The organism is Streptomyces sp. BBFR102 (assembly GCF_051397025.1).
Classification (GTDB): domain Bacteria; phylum Actinomycetota; class Actinomycetes; order Streptomycetales; family Streptomycetaceae; genus Streptomyces.
This window is the reverse complement of record NZ_CP195757.1, coordinates 4,275,598-4,292,633: the sequence shown is the minus strand read 5'-3', so window position 1 is coordinate 4,292,633 and position 17,036 is coordinate 4,275,598. Positions and strand designations below refer to the sequence as shown.

11 protein-coding genes and 1 tRNA gene are annotated in these 17,036 nt (G+C 72.0%); 4 read left to right on the top strand and 8 right to left on the bottom strand.

What is annotated here, in order from left to right; all coding sequences use genetic code 11:
* Window positions 1-277: 277 nt before the first annotated feature.
* The 8 genes from ACSLIC_RS19180 to ACSLIC_RS19145 form a co-directional block, all read right to left on the bottom strand.
* On the bottom strand, window positions 278-1,423 hold the full coding sequence (locus tag ACSLIC_RS19180; RefSeq protein WP_436738937.1) for an LCP family protein: 1,146 nt from the start codon (window positions 1,421-1,423) through the stop codon (window positions 278-280).
* A gap of 470 nt (window positions 1,424-1,893) precedes the next feature.
* A complete protein-coding gene (gene rho / locus ACSLIC_RS19175) occupies window positions 1,894-3,945 on the bottom strand; it encodes a transcription termination factor Rho (protein WP_436738936.1) in 2,052 nt (683 codons plus the stop codon).
* Between the two features lie 383 nt (window positions 3,946-4,328).
* Window positions 4,329-5,246: a homoserine kinase gene (gene thrB, locus ACSLIC_RS19170; protein ID WP_436738935.1), complete on the bottom strand. Its 918-nt coding sequence runs from the start codon at window positions 5,244-5,246 to the stop codon at window positions 4,329-4,331.
* 398 nt (window positions 5,247-5,644) lie between these two features.
* Window positions 5,645-6,703, bottom strand: a complete 1,059-nt coding sequence (thrC, locus tag ACSLIC_RS19165) for a threonine synthase (protein WP_436738934.1) — start codon at window positions 6,701-6,703, stop codon at window positions 5,645-5,647.
* A 6-nt stretch (window positions 6,704-6,709) separates the two neighbouring features.
* A complete protein-coding gene (locus ACSLIC_RS19160) occupies window positions 6,710-8,002 on the bottom strand; it encodes a homoserine dehydrogenase (protein WP_436738933.1) in 1,293 nt (430 codons plus the stop codon).
* Between the two features lie 113 nt (window positions 8,003-8,115).
* Entirely contained in the window at window positions 8,116-9,507 is a 1,392-nt protein-coding gene (lysA, locus tag ACSLIC_RS19155) for a diaminopimelate decarboxylase (RefSeq protein WP_436738932.1), read from the bottom strand.
* 18 nt (window positions 9,508-9,525) lie between these two features.
* Window positions 9,526-10,500, bottom strand: a complete 975-nt coding sequence (nrtL, locus tag ACSLIC_RS19150; RefSeq protein ID WP_436738931.1) for an ArgS-related anticodon-binding protein NrtL — start codon at window positions 10,498-10,500, stop codon at window positions 9,526-9,528.
* A 155-nt stretch (window positions 10,501-10,655) separates the two neighbouring features.
* Entirely contained in the window at window positions 10,656-11,108 is a 453-nt protein-coding gene (locus tag ACSLIC_RS19145) for a response regulator (protein ID WP_436738930.1), read from the bottom strand.
* A 163-nt stretch (window positions 11,109-11,271) separates the two neighbouring features.
* On the opposite strand from ACSLIC_RS19145, the gene ACSLIC_RS19140 reads away from it, so the two are divergent.
* The 4 genes from ACSLIC_RS19140 to ACSLIC_RS19125 all read left to right on the top strand — a co-directional run bounded on the left by ACSLIC_RS19140 (window position 11,272) and on the right by ACSLIC_RS19125 (window position 16,562).
* Window positions 11,272-11,343: transfer RNA gene (locus tag ACSLIC_RS19140), tRNA-Arg, on the top strand.
* Window positions 11,344-11,648: 305 nt separating this feature from the next.
* Window positions 11,649-12,038, top strand: a complete 390-nt coding sequence (locus ACSLIC_RS19135; RefSeq protein WP_436738929.1) for a hypothetical protein — start codon at window positions 11,649-11,651, stop codon at window positions 12,036-12,038.
* Between the two features lie 1,126 nt (window positions 12,039-13,164).
* The gene (locus ACSLIC_RS19130; RefSeq protein ID WP_436738928.1) at window positions 13,165-15,312 is read left to right on the top strand and encodes an AAA family ATPase; all 2,148 of its coding nucleotides are present in this window, start codon (window positions 13,165-13,167) and stop codon (window positions 15,310-15,312) included.
* Entirely contained in the window at window positions 15,309-16,562 is a 1,254-nt protein-coding gene (locus tag ACSLIC_RS19125) for an McrC family protein (protein WP_436738927.1), read from the top strand. The genes ACSLIC_RS19130 and ACSLIC_RS19125 overlap by 4 nt, the downstream gene beginning before the upstream one ends.
* Window positions 16,563-17,036: the final 474 nt, after the last annotated feature.

Genomic DNA, 17,036 nt, shown 5'->3' with positions numbered 1-17,036 from the left:
TCTCCTAGTTTCGGGAGGGCGCCGGGTCGTACGCGCGGTTTGCGCTCACGTGAACCGGGGCCGACAGTCCAGTCTGCCAGGGACCGCCGCATCTCCCAAAACCGGGGTACGGCCCCGCGTATTCCCCGCACCGGCCCGGCCGGCGTTCGAGCCAATCCGCGGCCTCAACTGTCAACGAATCCCGGCCACTCCCGGCCCGGCCGGCGCTTGAGGCCGCCTGTGACTCCAGGGGTCGCCACCCGCACCCGGAACCGGAAGCCCTGCCGGCCCCGCCGGCTCACCCGGCGCTGACGACGCCGTCGATGTCGGCCTTGTCCCCGGCCGACCCCTCGGTCGCGGAGGCGGGCACCTCCCGGTCGGCCCGCAACGCCTTCCACACCTGCGCCCCGGCCTCCTCCTGGGGCAGCACCCGGTTGGCGTCGACCGGGTCGTACTCGACCGGCAGCGTCAGCATCTCCATCCCCCCGGGCTTGAGCCCCTTGAGCCCCTGGGCGAAATCGAGCAGCGCGGGCACCGAGTCGAGCTCGGCGTCGGTGGTCAGGGACCTGGTGGCCGCGTCGGCGACCCCGTACAGCTTCTTGGGGCTGGTGAGCAGCCCCATGTCCTGCACCCGATGCATCAGCGCGGTGAGGAAGGTCTGCTGGAGCTGGATGCGCCCGAGGTCGCTGCCGTCGCCGACCCCGTGCCGGGTGCGGACCAACCCGAGGGACTGCTCGCCGTCGAGGATGTGGGTGCCCGGGTCGAGGTGGAGGCCGCTCCTGTCGTCGTCTATCGCCTTGCCGGTGGTGATCTCGACCCCGCCGAGCCGGTCGATGATCTGCTGGAAGCCGCTGAAATCGACCTCCAGGTAATGGTCCATGCGGACGCCGGACAGCTGCTCGACGGTCTTGACCGCGCAGGCCGGACCGCCCAGTTCGTAGGCGGTGTTGAACATCTGCCGCCGGCCACCGGAGACCGTGGTGCCGTCCTCGGTGCCGCAGTCGGGGCGGGTGACGAGGGTGTCGCGCGGTATGGAGACGACGGTGGCCTTCTTCCGGCCCTCGTGGAGGTGGACGACCATCGCGGTGTCGGAGCGCGCGCCGCCCTCGTCACGGCCGTACCTGCCGTTGTCGCCGGAGCGCGAGTCGGAGCCGAGCACCAGCAGGTCGAGCGAGCCGTCGTCGGCCTCCTCGGGCCGGTCGCTGCCGAGCGCCGCGTTGATGTCGACGCCCTGGAGGTTCCCGTTGAGCTTCACGTACGCGAAGCCGAGCCCGGCGCCCCCGACCAGGATGCCGCCGGCGGCGGTCCAGGCGGCTGCGGCGAGTATCTTGCGGCGGCGGCTGCGCGGACGGCGGCGCCGCCCGGTGGGACGCATCCGCCGCGTACGCCGGGCGCTGCCATCACGCTCGGGCGTACCGCCGTCCTGACTCGTCTGCTCGGCCATGCTCCTCAGTCCCTCGTGGCGCTCGTCGGCGGTCTGCTCCCCTGCGGGTCGGGGGGGTGGGGGCTCCGTCGGTCTTCCCTGGTGGGCGGGCGAAGTACGCCGTACGGAGCGGGCCGGGGGCTGCCGGCCGTCCGCGACACCGGGGTGCACGGGGGGGCGCCCCACCACGTGTACGCGCTCGTCCGACGGCGAGACCTGAAGAAGGGTTGCACAGGCGTCTGTGAGCGCGGCGTGAGCGGACGGGCCCGAGAACCACGCTCACGGCGACCGCGCGTACCGCTGCGACCAGGGGTTTCTTCGCCCTTGAAGATCACCTTTGGGGGCCTTTGCGGCCGGGGGGTGTGTGGTCAAGGTCTCGCCGGGGGCGGCGGTCGTGCGTGCTGTTCGCAGGCGCACAGCGAAGCGCCCCCTCCACCGCGGTGGAGGGGGCGCTTGTGGCCCTGCCGGAACCGGTCCGGCGAGGAGATCCGTCAGTCGTTTCCGCCCGCGGTCGGCGTCGTCTTCTGGATCTGGAGCAGGAACTCGGCGTTCGACTGCGTCTTGCGCATCTTGTCGAGCAGCAGCTCGATCGCCTGCTGCTGGTCGAGCGCGTGCAGCACCCGGCGCAGCTTCCAGACGATGCCCAACTCCTCGCCGCTGAGGAGGATCTCCTCCTTGCGGGTACCGGAGGCGTCGACGTCGACGGCCGGGAAGATCCGCTTGTCGGCGAGCTTCCGGTCGAGCTTGAGCTCCATGTTGCCGGTGCCCTTGAACTCCTCGAAGATCACCTCGTCCATCCGCGAGCCGGTGTCCACCAGCGCGGTGGCGAGGATGGTCAGCGAGCCGCCGTCCTCGATGTTGCGCGCCGCACCGAAGAAGCGCTTCGGCGGGTAGAGCGCGGTCGAGTCGACACCACCGGAGAGGATGCGGCCGGAGGCGGGCGCGGCCAGGTTGTAGGCGCGGCCCAGGCGGGTGATGGAGTCCAGCAGGACGACCACGTCGTGACCCAGCTCCACGAGGCGCTTGGCCCGCTCGATGGCCAGTTCGGCGACGGTGGTGTGGTCCTCGGCGGGGCGGTCGAAGGTCGAGGAGATGACCTCGCCCTTGACCGACCGCTGCATGTCGGTGACCTCTTCGGGCCGCTCGTCGACGAGGACGACCATCAGGTGGCACTCGGGGTTGTTCTGCGTGATGGCGTTGGCCACGGCCTGCATGATCATGGTCTTGCCGGTCTTCGGCGGGGCCACGATCAGACCACGCTGGCCCTTGCCGATCGGCGACACGAGGTCGATGATCCGCGTGGTCAGCACGCCCGGGTCGGTCTCCAGGCGGAGCCGGTCCTGCGGGTACAGCGGCGTCAGCTTGTTGAACTCCGGGCGGCCTCGGCCCGATTCGGGTGCCATGCCGTTGACGGAGTCGAGGCGGACCAGCGCGTTGAACTTCTCGCGGCGCTCGCCGTCCTTGGGCTGGCGGACCGCGCCGGTGACGTGGTCGCCCTTGCGCAGGCCGTTCTTGCGGACCTGGGCGAGCGAGACGTACACGTCGTTCGGGCCCGGCAGGTAGCCGGAGGTCCGGATGAACGCGTAGTTGTCGAGGATGTCGAGGATGCCCGCGACGGGGATCAGCACGTCGTCCTCGTTGACCTGCGGCTCGCCGACCTCGTCGCGGCCACGGCGGCCCCGGCGGTCGCGGTAGCGGCCCCGACGGCCGCGACGGCCGCCGCCGTCATCGTCGAAGTCGTCGTGGCGGTCGCGGTTCTGACCGCCGCCCTGCTGCTGGCGGTTGCCGCCGCCCTGGCCGCCGTCGTCACCCTTGCGGCGGTCACGGTCACGGTCACGGTCACGGCCGCCACGGTCGGAGCGCTCGCCCCGCTCGCGGTCCCCGCGGTCGCGGTCCCGGCGGTTCTGGCGGTCGCGGCGGCCCTCGCCACCGTCCTGCTGCTGGCCGGAGCCGTCGTCGCCGCGGGCCTCGCCCTTCTGGTCCTGCTGCTTGACGGTGCGCTCCTGCTTGGTCTCGGCCTGCTCGGGGCTGCCCGCCTCGGCGGTGGCGCGGCGGCGGCGGCGCTCACCGGCCGGCTGCTCGTCCCCGGCGCCCTGGCCGGGGATGTCGATCTGCTGCTGGGAGCCCTGCTGCGCCTCGGGCTCGGCCTGCTCGGCCTTGGCCTGCTTCTTCTCGGCGGCCTTGGCGGGCTTCTGCGCCGCTTCGGCGGCCTCGGCCTCGCCGGTGCGGGCCTTGGAGGTGGCCCGGCGCTTCGGCTTGGCGGCGGCCTCGGTGTCGCCCTTGGCCGGGGCGGCCGCGCCGCCACCCGCCTGCGCTTCCTTGATGACCTCGATCAGCTGGCTCTTGCGCATGCGCGCGGTGCCCCTGATTCCGAGGCCCGAGGCGACCTGCTGAAGCTCGGCCAGCACCATGCCCTCTAGGCCGGTGCCGCGGCGCCGCCGGGAACCGGCCGCAGGCGCCGCTGAGGCGTCCGTGGCGGGCGCGGCAGCGGAATCGACCGTGCTGTCGGCAGTCACGCCCATCAGATCGGTGGTGTCGCTCACGAAGGGTCCTTCCCTGGAGCGGACGTCGGCCTGTCTGGCTCGGCGACCGGTTGTGCTGTCCGGCAGGTCCTCGGTGTGCGGATGTGCCGGGGCGATGGTCCGCCTGAGGCGGCGGAGGGATTCACTGGGTTCGCTGGCGATCGGCTGTGCCTGAGCCGTGGCGCCGAGGTGCTGTGGCACGCGGCGGCTCTCTCACGCCAGCTCCGGAGCATGCTCGGCGCTGCTCAGTGCGGTGCACAGGGCAGTTTGGGAGGCTCCCAGAAGAATGTCTGTCCCGAACGGGGACAAGAAGCACCTCGCCGTGCTGAGGTCGGGTGCGTACTTGAGGTTAACACTACCGGACTCCACGCATATTCCCCCTCTTCATGGTGCGGCGCCGCAACTCACGGCGCCAGCGGCAGCACACCGGCACCCGACAGGTCGAGTGCCAGCCGGTTCGCGGCCCAGCCGTCCCCGGCCAGCCGGGCGACCTTCTCCGCGGCGCCGTCGGTGGCGAAGGCCAGCACGGTGGGTCCGGCGCCGGAGATGACCGCCGGGACACCGTCCGCCCGCAGCCGCTCCACCAGAGCGGTGCTGTCGGGCATGGCGGGGGCCCGGTACTCCTGGTGCAGCCGGTCCTCGGTGGCGGCCAGCAGCAGCTCGGGGCGCCGGGTCAGGGCCTCGACGAGCAGCGCGGCGCGGCCGGCGTTGGCGGCGGCGTCGACGTGCGGGACGGTCCGGGGCAGCAGGCCGCGGGCGGTCTCGGTGAGGACGGGCTTGCCGGGGACGAAGACGACCGGCACGACGGAGGGGGCAGGCTCCATCCGGATGGCGCGGGCGGCCCCGGCATCCGTCCACGCGAGGGTGAATCCGCCGAGCAGGCAGGCGGCGACGTTGTCGGGGTGGCCCTCGATCTCGGTGGCCAGTTCCAGCAGGGCCGCGTCGTCGAGCTTGGCCTCGGCGCCTATGGTCACGGCGCGGGCGGCGACGATGCCGGCGCAGATGGCGGCGGAGGAGGAGCCCAGGCCCCGGCCGTGCGGGATGCGGTTGGCACAGACGATCTCCAGACCGCGCGGCTGTCCGCCGAGGAGGTCGAAGGCGGTGCGCATCGCCCGTACGAGCAGGTGGTCCTCGTCGCGGGGCAGCGTCTCACTGCCTTCGCCCGCGATGTCGATGTGCAGTCCGGAGTCGGCCACCCGGACGACCACGTCGTCGTAGAGCCCCAGCGACAGGCCGAAGGCGTCGTAGCCCGGTCCGAGGTTGGCGCTGGTGGCGGGGGTGCGCACCCGGACGGCGGCGGCTCGGAAGGCGGGACCGGCCATCGCTTTGATGACTCTCCTTGTGACGGCGATACGTGCGGGACGTACGGGCGGTTCGGCGGGCTGGGACGCGGCGTGGCGGTGGTGGTGTCTGGCGGGGTCTCGGCGGTGTCTTCCCGTCGGCGGGGGCGGATGCGCACCCGGCTGCGGAATCACCCGTGGCCAACACGGCGGCAGCACTCCGACTCGGGCGGCGACGCGGGTTGGTACAGCCTATCGAAGGAAGGATGCCTGGCGACATAGGGCGCACGGGAGGCGCACGATGCGTGTCGTAGGAACCGTTGTGCACCTGTTCCCCACGCTTTCACGCTGTACGCCCGGCCCGGCGCCCTCACCGGTACGCCCGCGGCCGGCCTCGCCCGGGGAGGGCGGGACCGGCCGCGGACGGCACGGCGGCGGCGTTACGCCAGGCCGAGCCGCTCGGCGGCGGCTGCGGCGTCGACCGGGACGGTGAGCGGCTGCGGGGCGCCGGCGACGGCCCAGTCGGGGTCCTTGAGGCCGTTACCGGTGACGGTGCAGACGATGCGCTGCCCCGGGTCGACCTTGCCCTGCTCGGCCGCCTTGAGCAGCCCGGCCACCGACGCTGCCGAGGCGGGCTCGACGAAGACGCCCTCCTGGGAGGCCAACAGGCGGTAGGCCGAAAGGATCTGACGGTCGGTCACCTCGTCGATGAAGCCGCCCGACTCGTCCCGCGCCTGGATGGCGTACTCCCAGGAGGCCGGGTTGCCGATCCGGATGGCGGTGGCGATGGTCGCCGGGTCCTTGACGACCTCGCCGCGGACCAGCGGCGCCGAGCCGGACGCCTGGAAGCCCCACATGCGCGGCGTCCGGGTCGCGACCGCGTCGGCGGCGTACTCGCGGTACCCGCGCCAGTAGGCGGTGATGTTGCCCGCGTTGCCGACCGGGAGGACGTGGATGTCGGGGGCGTCGCCGAGGAAGTCGACGATCTCGAAGGCGGCGGTCTTCTGGCCCTCGATGCGCACCGGGTTGACGGAGTTGACCAGCGCCACCGGGTACCGCTCGGAGAGCGCGCGGGCCAGCGTGAGGCAGTCGTCGAAGTTGCCGTCGACCTGGAGGATCTTCGCGCCGTGCACGAGGGCCTGGCCCATCTTGCCGAGCGCGATCTTGCCCTGCGGCACGAGGACGGCGCTGACCATGCCGGCCCGGACCGCGTAGGCGGCGGCCGAGGCGGAGGTGTTGCCCGTGGAGGCGCAGATGACCGCCTGCGCGCCCTCCTCCTTGGCCTTGCTGATGGCCATGGTCATGCCCCGGTCTTTGAAGGAGCCGGTGGGGTTGGCCCCCTCGACCTTCAGGTGGACCTCGCAGCCGGTGCGCTCGGAGAGCACCTGCGCGGGGACGAGCGGCGTCCCGCCCTCACGGAGCGTGACCACCGGCGTCGTGTCGGAGACGGGCAGCCGGTCCCGGTATTCCTCGATGATTCCGCGCCACTGGTGGGTCATTGCTCGTTACTCTCCTTCAACCCGCATGATGCTCGCGACACCGCGGACGGTGCCGAGGTTCCGCAGCGCCTCGACGGTTCCGCTCAGGGCGGCGTCGTGAGCGCGGTGAGTGACGACGACGAGGCTGGCCTCGCCGTCCTTGCCCGACTGGCGCACCGTGTCGATGGACACGCCGTGCTCGGCGAAGACCGTCGCGACCTGGGCGAGGACACCCGGCTTGTCGGCCACGTCGAGGCTGATGTGGTACCGCGTGACGACCTTGCCCATGGGGCTGACGGGCAGCCGGGTGTACGCGGACTCGCCGGGGCCGCGCGAGGCGGCGAGGCGGTTGCGGCAGACGGCGACCAGGTCGCCGAGGACGGCGGAGGCGGTGGGCGCGCCGCCCGCCCCGGGACCGTAGAACATGAGCTGGCCTGCGGCCTCGGACTCGACGAAGACCGCGTTGTACGCCTCGCGGACGGAGGCCAGCGGGTGGGTGAGCGGGATCATCGCGGGGTGCACCCGGGCGGTGACCGACTCTCCGTCGGCGGCCCGCTCGCAGATGGCGAGGAGCTTGATGGTGCAGCCCATCCGCCGGGCCGAGACGATGTCGGCGGCGGTGACCTCGGCCATGCCCTCGCGGTGGACGTCGTCCAGGCGGACCCGGGTGTGGAAGGCGATCCCGGCCAGGATGGCGGCCTTGGCGGCCGCGTCGAAGCCCTCGACGTCGGCGGTGGGGTCGGCCTCGGCGTACCCCAGCGCGGTGGCCTCGTCCAGCGCCTCCTGGTACCCGGCGCCGGTGGAGTCCATCTTGTCGAGGATGAAGTTGGTGGTGCCGTTGACGATGCCGAGAACGCGGTTGACCTTGTCGCCGGCGAGGGACTCGCGCAGCGGGCGGATCAGCGGGATGGCGCCGGCGACGGCGGCCTCGTAGTAGAGGTCCCGGCCGTTCACCTCGGCGGCGGCGTGCAGGGCGGCGCCGTCCTGGGCGAGGAGCGCCTTGTTGGCGGAGACGACCGAGGCGCCGTGCTCGAAGGCGGTGGTGATGAGGGTGCGGGCGGGCTCGATGCCGCCGATCACCTCGACCACCACGTCGATGTCGCCGCGTTTGACCAGTGCCGTCGCGTCGGTGGTGACCAGGGAGGGGTCGATGCCCTCCCGGACGCGGTCCGGGCGGCGGACGGCGACCCCGGCCAGTTCGACCGGGGCACCGATCCGCGCGGCGAGGTCGGCGGCGTGCGTCGTCATGATGCGCGCCACCTCTGAGCCGACTACCCCACAGCCAAGGAGCGCCACCTTCAGCGGACGCGTACGCATCATCCGACCTACGCCTTTCATCAGAGCCTCAGTCCCGGAATTCCCTCAGTTGCTCCAGTCTCGCCCACCCCTCCGGACTTTCCGCGGAAAGTCCGGATGATGAGACGGGTATTTCATCACCCGACATCGAGCCGCAGGAGGTCCTCCTCCGTCTCCCGGCGCACGACGACGCGCGCCGACCCCTCGTCCACGGCCACCACCGGCGGGCGCAGCGCGTGGTTGTAGTTGCTGGCCATGGAGCGGCAGTAGGCCCCGGTGGCCGGTACGGCGAGCAGGTCGCCGGGGGCGAGGTCGGCGGGGAGGAACGCGTCGCGCACCACGATGTCGCCACTCTCACAGTGCTTGCCGACCACCCGGACCAGCATCGGCTCGGCGTCGGAGGTCCGCGAGGCGAGCGTGACGGTGTACTCGGCGTCGTAGAGCGCGGTGCGGATGTTGTCCGACATCCCGCCGTCCACCGAGACGTACGTCCTGAGCCCCTCCAGCGGCTTGACGGTCCCCACCTCGTACAGCGTGAAGGCGGTCGGCCCGACGATCGCGCGGCCCGGCTCCACCGAGATGCGCGGGGTGGCCAGCGCGGCCGCCTCGCACTCGCGGGTCACGATCTCGCCGAGCGCCTTGGCGATCTCGTGCGGCTCGCGCGGATCGTCGTCCGGGGTGTACGCGATGCCGAGGCCGCCGCCGAGGTCGATCTCGGGCAGTTCGACGCCGTGCTCGTCGCGGATCTCGGCGAGCAGCCGCACGACACGACGGGCGGAGACCTCGAAGCCGGCCATGTCGAAGATCTGCGAGCCGATGTGCGAGTGGATGCCGATCAGCTCCAGGCCGTCCAGCTTCAGCGCGCGGCGGACGGCCTCGGCGGCCTGGCCGCCGGCGAGCGCGAGGCCGAACTTCTGGTCCTCGTGGGCGGTGGCGATGAACTCGTGGGTGTGCGCCTCGACGCCGACCGTGACGCGGATCTGCACCGGCTGGCGCACGCCCAGTTCGTCGGCGACGTGCGCGACGCGGACGATCTCCTCGAAGGAGTCCAGCACGATCCGGCCGACGCCCGCCTCGACGGCCCGGCGGATCTCGGCGGTCGTCTTGTTGTTGCCGTGGAAGGCGATCCGGGCGGCCGGCATACCGGCGCCCAGCGCGGTGGCCAGTTCGCCGCCGGAGCAGACGTCGAGGTTGAGCCCCTCCTCGTGCAGCCAGCGGACGACGGCGCGGGAGAGGAACGCCTTGCCGGCGTAGAAGACGTCGGCGTCGGCGCCGAAAGCCTCGCGCCAGGCGCGGCAGCGGGCCCGGAAGTCGCTCTCGTCCAGGAAGAAGGCGGGGGTGCCGAACTCCTCGGCGAGGCGGGTCGCCGGCAGACCGCCGACGGTCAGCACGCCGTCCTCGTCGCGGCGGACGGTACGCGCCCAGACCTTGGGGTCCAGGGCGTTGAGGTCCTTCGCCGGGGCGCTGTAGTGGCCCTCGGGCAGGACGTCGGCGTAGCGGGGCCCGGCGGGGTGGGCGGAACGGCTCATGATGCGGTCTCTCTCAGGTCACAGATGATCGGGTGCGCTGATGCCGAGCAGGGACAGGCCGCCGGCCAGCACCGTCCCGGCGGCTTCGGCGAGCGCCAGCCGGGCGCGGTGGGCGGCCCCGGGTTTCTCCCCGCCCCGGGGCAGCACGTCACCGCTGTCGTGGAAGTCGAAGAAGGCGTCGGCGAGGGTGACCAGCTGCCGGGCGAGCCGGTCGGGCGCCCCCTTGCGCGCCGCCGCCGCCAGCACTGCCGGCTGCTCCCCGAGCAGCCCCACGAGCACCCGCGCGGCGTCCCCCGGCACGGGCCCGGCCTCGGGTGCGAAGCCGAGCGCGGCCCCGCCCGCCACCAGCGCCCGGCTGCGCGCGTACGCGTACCGGACCCGGAAGAGCGGATTGCGCGCGCGCTGCTCCAGTACCTCGGGGCCGTGCGGCACGTCGTGCGGCGCGGGGTGCAGCAGCGCCCAGCGCAGCCCGTCGGCCCCGAGCGCGGCCTCGTCGCGCCGGTCCGCCCCGGCGGGCACCGGCGCCGCTCCGCCACCCCGGACGCTCCCCCCCTGCGCCCGCACCAGCCGCCCGGCCGCCTCGGCGACGAGCAGGGCCCGGACCTCGGAACCGTCCGGTACGGGGACGAGCGGGGCGCCGTGCAGGGCGTCCCCCCAGCCGTACGCGTCCCCCTCGGCGGCGATCCGGGCGACCAGCGTGCCGACGGGGTCGCCCGCCAGGGTCACGTTCAGGAATCCGGGCCCGGTCACCTCGACCTCGGCGACCCCCGGAACAGCGGCCAGCCTGCCGCGCAGCACCTCGGCGACCTCCCGCGGCGGCCGGCCGGCCTCCCGGGCCAGCCGCAGCGCCACGTTGCTCGCCCACTCCCCCGCCCCACCGGGCCCCGGCCGCTCCACCACCACCCGCTCGGGCACGGCGACCGCCAACTCTCCCCCGTCCACGGCGGAACGCACCGCGCTGAGCACGGCACGGGAGAGGTCGGCGGGGGTCACAGGACAAGGGTAGGGAGGTCGGGGGCGCTGAGGCGAATTGATTCCGGATGATGGGCGGAAGCTCGGCGCCGGGTACGCCAGAGGGCCACGCTCGTCCCCGGCCGGAGCCCAGCGGCGGGCGCGCCTCACGAGGCGTGCCCGCCCACGGGGCGGTCTCACCCCTGGGCGCGTCCCGCACCCTCGGGGAACTCGCCCTCGTCCTCGTCACCCCGGTCGCCGGAGTCCTGGGCCCCGGGCGCCCTGCGCCGCTCCCGCAACTGCCCGACCACCCGCACCAGCTCCTGGGGGTCGAACGGCTTGGCCAGGAACGCGTCCACCTCCGCATCGGCCGGACCCGGGGCGGCGGCGCCGTCGCACCCGCTGACCATCACGATCGGCACGTCCCGCGTCCGCTCGTCGGCCCGCAGCCGCGCGGCGGTCCGCACCCCGTCGAGCCGGGGCATGACCACGTCCAGCGTCACGACGTCCGGCCGCACCCGGTGCACCACGTCCAGGCACTCGGCACCGTCGACCGCGGTCACCACCTCGAAGCCCTCCAGCTCAAGGTTGACCCTGATCAGTTGCCGAATCACCTTGTTGTCGTCGACGACAAGCACTCGGCCGCACATGCCTGGCACACCCCAGAGAGTAGGACGCCCCCTCCCCCGCCGCCCCCGTTTTCCCCACTTCCGCCCCCTCCGGGTGACCCGCCCCGCCTCCCACGAAACCGGTTCCGACCCACCCCCCACAAGCTGGTAGTGTTCAACCCGTCGCCGAGCAACACCGGCGGACGCCCCCGTAGCTCAGGGGATAGAGCAACGGCCTCCGGAGCCGTGTGCGCAGGTTCGAATCCTGCCGGGGGCACTTCGCAGGAAGTGTCCTGAGGCTCTGACCAGTAGAAATACCGGTCAGAGCCTTTTTGCGTCGGTGCGTTGCCCTCTCGTTCTCCTCCCCCTGCCACGCCGCCGCCCGTGCCGTGTGTCGCGGCCGACCGGTACGAAGGAGCGGACTGCTGGGCGAGGAGGGGATGCGACGCGGACGTCACTGGCCCGGCGGGCCGCCGCGGGGTGGATCGAGTTGAGCGGCTGCTGGGTCGCGGGGACCGTGCAGTGGGACGGTCTGGCTCGCGATCGCGGCGTGTGGACCCCGTTCGTCTCGGAGTTGCCGCCATGCTGGCCACGGTACTGGTCTTCGTGGTGGCCCTCGCTCCGCTGCTGGTGCAGATGCAGTTCCGGCTCACCGCCGGACTGGCTGTCTCCGCCCTGGACGGCTCGTACGCGGTCTTCATCTCGGGCACCATCCTCCCGGTGCTGGCGGGGGCCGTTCCCTCCGACCGACCACGGTCGCGGTGGTGGCCGGTCCTGCCGGTCCTCGGCTCGCTGGTTCCCGCCGTTCTGCTCTTCGTGCGCAGGCTCAGGGCGAGCTGGCTTCTTCAACGCCGGGTCGCCCGCGCGGAGGCCAAGCCCCTCAGGCCCGTGCGCAACGAGGCCCGGTGCGGCGGGGACTGGCGCCGTTCGACGCGGTCAGGGCGACGGCGGGACCGACCCGTGTGGTCATGAGGCACGCCGGCGACTCGCACGACGACCGGAACGCGGCCTGGCAGAGCGCGGTCCGACTGGTGAGAGCGGCCGCGACCACGGACGCCTTCGCCCGGCGCCGGTGGATCGTCCAAGAGATCAAGGCGCTGACCTGGCTGGGCAGGGAACACCACAGCGCCTCGGTACACCGCGACGTGGTGCACACCATCGAGAGTGCCGCGCGCAGCGGACCCGTCGACAGGGCGGGAGATCATCTCCACGGTCCTCACCGGCTTGCCCAGCCGGGGCGAGGGGAACGGCGTCACTTCCACAGAACAGCTGGAGCTGCCGCGGGCGGCCGGGGACATCACGTTGCCGTGGATGGTGTCGACTTCCCCTACGGTCCGCCCCATGACTCGCGAAGGCGCAAGGAGCCGACCCGCCCCGAGAACACCGCGACGCGGCCGACGTGGGCAGGCTGGCGTTACGAAATCGCTCGCGTGGTAGTTCGGGAGGTACTCAACCGGGTTGTCCAAGCCGTACGCGAACTCGTCGGTCCCCCGTTGTGACAGACAGACGACGGCCGTTCCTCGCGCATGCAGGCACACATATTCAGCGGGGGATGGCGTGCCTCGCCGAAGAGCTGCTGAAGGCGGACTGCTGGGGCGACCACGGTCCGGTCATCGAGTGCCCGGGACTCTGACACGAGCACAGATCGAGGCTGGCCGGAGCGCATCTACGCCTCGGCACCGACGGAGGATCAGCAATTCCCGTACGCCGTCGAGCTGAAGGCGGTTTCCCCCGGACGGCAGTTCTCGGCTGTCGTCCGGTGTGGATCTGGACCACGAGCAGTCTCCCTCCCCCGCCACCTCACGCTCGACGCGCTCGGCCGGCTCGCGCGCTGCCCTGTCTGTCACGGGGGTTCCGCCGCCGACCGAATGCCCGGCTGGTGCCCGGCCTGTCGTGGCCTGCGGTGGCATCCGGATCTCCCCCCGGCCGAGGATGCGGTCGTGCGCGTTGTCGGCAGCGGCAGCGGCAGCCGGCGGAGCGAAGCGGGAACTGAGTTGCACTCAACTCCTCGACGTAATGGCTGGATGACTCCGCACGTCGCTCCATATCCTGGACAGCCGTCAGCCGTACCTCGACCCCGGAGCCGGAGTCCCCCCACATGTCTACCCGTCAGGCCCGTACCAAGCCGCGTACCCGCCGCTCCATGGAGATCCTCGCGGAGCAGTCCGAGGACATGCACCACGCCGAGCTGTGGACGCAGGTGCGTGAAGAGCTGCCGCCGGACGCCGAGGACGCCGAGACGTACGACAACGGCCAGGAGAAGGCGGAGAACGCCTGGCGTTGGCAGACCTCGGATCTGGTCATGGCGGGCTGGCTGCACAAGAACAACGGGCTGTGGCGGATCACCAGTCTCGGCCGGTCCGCGCTGGGCGAACACCCCGACCCGGCCTCCTTCTACGAAGCGGGCCAGGCAGCACTGTCGTACTGGAAGCGGCACAAGCCCGGTTTCGCGTACGCCGCCCGCCTGGTCCGTGCGATCCCCCGAGGCCGGTGGCTGTCCCTGGACGACCTGTCGGCCGCGACCGGCTGCGACCGGGGGCCGCTCAGCCGGTGGCTCTGGGGCGTCCGTCCTCCGGGCGCGCACCGGGTGCTGGGTTCCGACGGCCTCCCTCCACCGGAGGTGCTGCCTGACGACCGGGAGGCCAATGCGGTGCTGCGCGCGGTCGCCGCCGAGCAGGGCCGTGCGGACGCCGCGGCTGCGCGCGAGGACCACCGCATCGGTGTCGCCGGCCTTCAGCCCCACCTCGCCTCCGAGGAGCCGGCGGGGCCGAGAACTGCCAGCGCCTGGCTGCTGCGTGGCGGCGGCGAGGCCGGACGGAACATGGTGACGCAGTGGCGGGAGACGGGATTCTGCTCCCTGGCGGCATCCCGGCTCGGGCCGGTGGAGCCTCCGGTCACCAAGGAAGAGCTACGCCTGCGGGTCGAGGACAGATACGCCTACCTGTCCTACAACAAGCGGGGTGAACTGGCCGCCGAGTTCGATCTCTTCCTGAACCGGATGCGCGAGGATGATCTGGTCTGCGCCACCAACGGGGGATTCCTCTTCCTGGGACGGGTCGCCGGCGACCCGGAATGGACGAGTGCCCCGGACCAGCATGCCGTTCTGCGGCGGGCGGTCGAGTGGTCCGATCTGGCTGTGGCGCACGAGGAGCTTCCGCAGGAGCTGCGCGGCCGGCTCCAGAGCCAGCACGACGTGGTGGACCTGACCGGTTCCATCAGCCTCGTCCGCGAGCTGACCGGAACGGGCCGGGCCGCCGCTGCCGGGCGTGAGGTACCAGAGGACGAATCCACTCTGCTCTCCCAGAGCACCCCCTCGGCAGCCTCCCGCTCCGGCGCCGAGCTTCCGGTTCCCTCAGCCTCGCTGGCCTCGAAACTCCTGGTGGACGGGGAGTGGCTGCGCGAGGTGCGTGACCTGTTGCAGGACTGCCGTCAACTGATCTTCTACGGACCGCCCGGAACCGGCAAGACCTACCTGGCACAGCACATCGCCGAGCACCTGGCCGGCGACCCCCGGGCGGTCAAGCTGGTCCAGTTCCACCCTTCGTACGCCTACGAGGACTTCTTCGAAGGCATCCGGCCGGTCGTCCAGGACAAGGAGGGAGCGGGGCCCCTGTCCTTCGCCCTCCGGCCGGGCCCCTTCCGCCAGCTCGTCGACCTCGCGGACGAGGACCCGGACACGCCGTACTTCCTGATCATCGACGAGATCAACCGGGCCAACCTCGCCAAGGTGTTCGGCGAACTGTACTTCCTCCTGGAGTACCGCGACAGCACCATCGACCTTCCGTACTCGGGTGAGTTCCGGCTCCCCCGGAACGTGTTCCTGATCGGCACGATGAACACCGCCGACCGGTCGATCGCCCTGGTGGACGCGGCCATGCGCCGGCGCTTCGCCTTCATGACGCTCCATCCCGACCAAGAACCCGCCAGGGATCTCCTGACGCGTTGGATCGAGCGGAAGGAGGGGGCAGGCGAGATCAGCCCGGGCGAGGACGTTCCCGCGCTGCACCGGGCGCTCAACCAGCTTATCGAGGACAAGGACTTCAGGATCGGCCCTTCGTACCTCATGCGGCCCTCGGTCTACGAGGAGGGCGGGCTGGAGCGGGTGTGGCGGTCGGCGATCCTGCCCCTGCTCGAAGAGCACCACTACGGAGACGACCTGGTCGACGTCGAGGCCCGGTACGGTCTCACTGCGTTGCGCGGGGCTGTCGGCCAAGCCACCCCGGCGGGGAACGGTCTCGCGCCGTGACGGCCGAGCCCGAGGTGACCCGCGTGGATCTGGTGGAACACGGCCCGTGGACCGGGACGTCCCTGCCGCCGGAGGTGGGATGTGCGCTGGCGGCGTCCGGCATCGTGGACGCACGGCCCGACCCGTTCGCCGCCGGCACCGGCTCCTCCTGGCAACTGCGCGGGCTGGCCAAGGTCGGTGCGGTGCGGCTGGGCGACGTGGAGGTGCACATCGCACCCAAACTGCCCGTGGGCCGCCTCTTCTTCCTCCTCGGCTACACGGCCGACCCCGAGCGGCACTGGCGCCGCGGCTTCGGGGAGGTGGAGGTGGGCGACGAGGAGGAGCTGCTGCCCACGCTGGCTGACGCCTTCCTGCGGCAGGCTGAGCGCGCCTTGGGGCCGGGCCCGCTCCAGGGCTACCGCACCAGGGACGATGCTCTGAGCGTGGTACGCGGGCGGCTTAGGCCGGACGAACAGCTGCGCCGGCGCTTCGGGGTTCCGCTGCCGGTGGAGGTGACGTACGACGAGTACACGGTGGACATCGCCGAGAACCAGTTGCTCCTGGCGGCCTGTACGCGTCTGATGCGTGTCCCGGGCCTGGCCCCCGCCGCCCGCCGGCGGCTGTCCCGGGTGCGAGCCCGCCTTGTGGATGTCACCCCGCTCGCCCTCCGTGACCGGCTCCCCGTCTGGCGCCCCACTCGGCTCAATCAGCGCTACCATGTCGCGCTGCGCCTTGCCGAGCTGATCCTGGCCGAACGTTCTGCCGAACTGCCGGGCGCGGGTGTCCGGCTGGACGGCTTCATCATCGACCTCGCGGTGGTCTTCGAACACTTCGTCTGTACGGCACTGTCCCGCGCCCTCCGCCGCCACGGGGGACGCACCGCCGCCCAGGACCGCCACTACCTGGATGTATCGGCGGAGGTACGGCTGAAACCGGACCTGATCTGGTACGACACCTCGGGTCGGCCGCTGGCGGTAGCCGATGCTAAATACAAGGCCGAGAGGCATGGCGGGTTCCCCGGCTCCGACCTCTACCAGATGCTCGCCTACTGCACGGTGCTGGGCCTGCCTCGCGGCCATCTGGTCTACGCCAAGGGGAACGAGCCCCAGCGGAGCCACGTGGTCCGGGGTACGGGCACAGTTCTCCTCCAGCACGCGCTCGATCTCGGGCTTGCACCCGGAGCCCTCCTCGACTCGGTCTCCGCCGTCGCGGACACCATCGCAGCTGATTCCGGCTCGCGTCCGCGCGGCGTCACCTGGCCCGTCGCATGAACCACACCCGCGTTTGCCACGCTCTGTCCCCCTTGCGCCCCGGGCACGCGCGGTTGAAGCACCGCCAGTACCACTCCCCGTTACGCCAGGGCGCAGGTCCACCTCGTCCCGTCGGCACACACACCGCACTTCGGCGGAGCGGCGAAGTCTTCCACGTACTCATGAGTGAGGATCTTCCGGGCGAAGTGAGCGCCGCTGATCTCGTGCGGCCAGGCGCCGTCGGGGACGTGGCCGAGCTGGCGTTGCCGGACGGCAAGTGGGCGATCGACGGGACCTTGTCCACCTTCGAGGGGCAGCGGTGGGTGCGCGTGGTCGGGGTGAGAGGGGGACACCGACGTCGAGCGAACCTGTACCTCGCGTAGATGAACAGCCCCACCGAGCCGACCGGGCCGCGGTACGTCATCTCGCAGCCGTGGGAGAGCCGGGATCGGGTGGTGGGGAACCCGTTCGCCAACGAGGAGCCCGAGCCGGTCA